At 38.6% G+C, this 1,626-nt stretch carries 1 protein-coding gene; it reads right to left on the bottom strand.

The features are described from left to right. A partial coding sequence (locus tag OXPF_RS18520; protein WP_152967808.1) for a DNRLRE domain-containing protein occupies nucleotides 1–1,626 on the bottom strand: 1,626 nt, incomplete at both ends.

The raw sequence follows: 1,626 nt of genomic DNA, 5'->3' as shown, positions 1-1,626 counted from the left end.
TGTTACTTGCTGGCTGAAATACTGCCTGTCATTAGTATTAGTTTTACTTATCTTTAATGACTTCTCTCCTATATTTTTTTCTTCGGTTGTGAATTCACCTGAGCCGGTTGAAGTTCCTACAGCTCCCGAAGTCCAGTAGCTATTTGGGATCTCCATATTATGATTCTTAAGAAGGTTTATGACCGTCTTTTGAAGCTTTGAATCCAACTCAAGCTTATTCTTTTTCTCACTGGATGTGTGGAATTTATAGTATGACCCGTTATTATCCGCATCCTTGATGCTTACTGTATTGCCTATATGGTTGAATTGATAGATATTTGTTCTTCCCTTGTGGTCGGTAAATGTTGTGGTATTTTTGCCATATGAGATATTAAGAATCTGGCCTGATTCAGAAGATGAGAAATTAGTATGGGTTTCCTGGACTTTTTTAACGCGGTATGCCAGGACACTGCCTGATGCTGAAGTATCATAATATGAATAAACCATCTTGTACCCGTCATAATTTGTGGCGCTTGTCAGGTTATATACTCCATCATAAGCAAATGTTGTTCTTATGGCTCCTTCCATAATGTTATTATTTTCATAAGAATAAATAATGGAAGTAAGCCTGTTTACGGTATATCTGAAATCCGTCCTTCTCCCTGCGGGGTCAGTTATATCAATAAGGTATTTATCTACGTTATAGTTAAGTATAATTGCTCTTCCCGCACCGTCCTCAACTCTTATGAGCCTACCGTCAGAATTATGGGTAAGAGTAATTTTATTTCCGTTTTTATCTTCTATTGTTTTTAGAATCCCATAATAATCAAAATTTAGTTTATTTCCATCCTTGTCCTTTATAGTATGGATTGTAGATGTGCCGCTGCCGCTTACGGTAAGAATGAAGTCAGTGCCTGCGTCATCGATATAATGACCTTTTTCGGAATTATATTTATAGAAGTGCTTTGTACCGTCCTCGTCAATATGGGTAAAGTAATTTGCACCTGATATGGTTTCCCATTTGATGCTCTGGGTAAGATTCAGCCTCCAGCCGGGGCCGTAGCCTATATTTGTATCCTTGTCATTGCTGTTATATACGTGGTTAATTGTAACAGGCATTCTGTTTCCATTCATTGAAATATCGTTGTGGATAAATACAAGATTTCCCGTATAGTCATTTACATAACCCGTACCTCCACGGCCGACATCCTGGCTGTGATAAGTCCAGTAATTTTCCAATCCCACATTATTTACGTAAAATATTATTACCTGAGGGCGGAAGTTTGAATAGGGCGAATCGGATGAGTTAAAATTGGCCACATTGTATGAAGTTACATGGCTCTTCAGCATAACGCCATAATTTTCACCGGTATTGTACCAGTCCTTCACTATACCCGTGATATCAAAAAGATACGGCTGTGATGTTGTCATTATCTGATATTCTTCTATTTTTGTTTCTTCATAATCAGGCTTATTGCTCCAATTCAAAGTGGTTGATTCCCAGTTTTCTTTCACTTTGCGGGCGTCTATCTGCAACCCGGAGCTGCCAACTCCTGAAAGGCGCAATCCAAGGACTGCAGAAAATATGGTCTCGGCTGCTGTAAGCTTTGGAAGGTCAAATTTGATAAATGTGTATGTTTCATCCAA

Origin of the sequence: Oxobacter pfennigii, assembly GCF_001317355.1 — a bacterium.
In the GTDB taxonomy this organism is placed as follows: domain Bacteria; phylum Bacillota; class Clostridia; order Clostridiales; family Oxobacteraceae; genus Oxobacter; species Oxobacter pfennigii.
Note: the sequence above shows the minus strand (reverse complement) of the source record. Positions and strands in the feature narration are given on the sequence as shown.